Raw genomic sequence first — 1368 nt, forward strand, 5'->3', positions numbered from 1 at the left:
CCCTTCGCACTACCCCCTATCCCCTTTAAGGGGAACCCCCACCGCGGAATTTCTTTTATATTGTACCATTTGTATTTTTTAATTTGCGAAGAGTTGCGGGTCAGCCCGGTACTTCCTTTCAGGGGAGTAAGAGGGGGATTATTTTTGAATTATGTCAGCTATTGTTGATATTAACTGGTTAACCGGCTCGAAATACGGAACTACCTTATCTTTTTCAAAATCAAATAAATCGTCATAATCTCCTTTTTGTCTCCATGTAAAAAGTTGAGAATAAACTTTACCATATTCTTTGTCTATCTTGCCGGTTTTGATGAAATATTCTGAAAAATTTGATTTTGTCCCGGTATGAGTTGTGGGGTTTAGTTCTGAATGTAGCAATAGGGCCATAACCGCATAATATGCCGCATAGTAAAGCCGGTTTATTGATGAGTTCCATTTCTCTCTCTCAGCAAGTATTAAAGCATCATCGTATGTATCTTTGGCTCTTGCAATTCTGTAGTTGATCAGATCTTTTTTGGTGCCTGTCATTTTAGTCTGACTCCCTCCTTTTTTATGTTCTCGAATAAAGGAGTTATCGAATGGTTTGAACTCCAATCCTTTTTTGAATAAATCAAGGGTGAAATGACTTCGCCTGTTTCCAGTTCTAATTCATAGAACGCATTCATAACACTTGTCTCGAACTCAAATGAGACATTGGGTTTATTGAGCAGGATTAGCAAATCCCAATCTGAAATTTTTTTTGTCTGTTCCCCTGGCCTGGGAACCATACAAATAAACTTCAGAATCAGGGGCAGTGTTGTTAACCGTCTGAATAATCATTTGCAATATGTGGTCTTTTTTTGTCATATATCAAATATAATGAATTTGATAAATAGTGAAGCCGGAATAATAAAGATTGAAGATGTTGTTGGTTCTTAGGTTTTTTATCCTGGAACATTTGTATCTCCCTCTCGCACGCCCCCTAACCCCCTGAAAGGGGTACCCCCCCCGCGCGATTCCTTTTGTATTGTACCATTCGTATGGATTAATCTGCTAAGACCTGCGGGCCAGGCCGGTTCTCCCTTTCAGGGGAGTCAGAAGGGTAGGACAGGAGTGATTGGTTAATTCGTTGCTGGTTGCTGGTTGCTTGTTGAGGGGGGGCGCTGACGCCGGGCTGTGCGTGCTTTTGCCTGAAACCCTTTCTATTGACCTACTCGCCTAATGTTCTAATAGCCTGTTCTGTCACCGCTCCGCGGTTCGGGGAGTTTCTGTGCCATAATATTATTCTACCGTACTGTCGCCGCCCCGCGGCTTCTATTTACCTAATCTCCTACTTGCCTAATCTCCTACTTGCCTATTGACCTACTGACCTACTGACCTATTGACCTG

Annotated in this window: 1 protein-coding gene; it reads right to left on the bottom strand. The window is 42.1% G+C overall.

The genetic code is table 11. The features are described from left to right. Positions 1–138: 138 nt before the first annotated feature. Entirely contained in the window at positions 139–594 is a 456-nt protein-coding gene (locus OQ5_RS0102795; RefSeq protein WP_218054489.1) for a HEPN domain-containing protein, read from the bottom strand. Between the last annotated feature and the right edge of the window lie 774 nt (positions 595–1368).

Source organism: Anaerophaga thermohalophila str. Valhall (assembly GCF_000250735.1).
Classification (GTDB): domain Bacteria; phylum Bacteroidota; class Bacteroidia; order Bacteroidales; family Marinilabiliaceae; genus Anaerophaga; species Anaerophaga thermohalophila_A.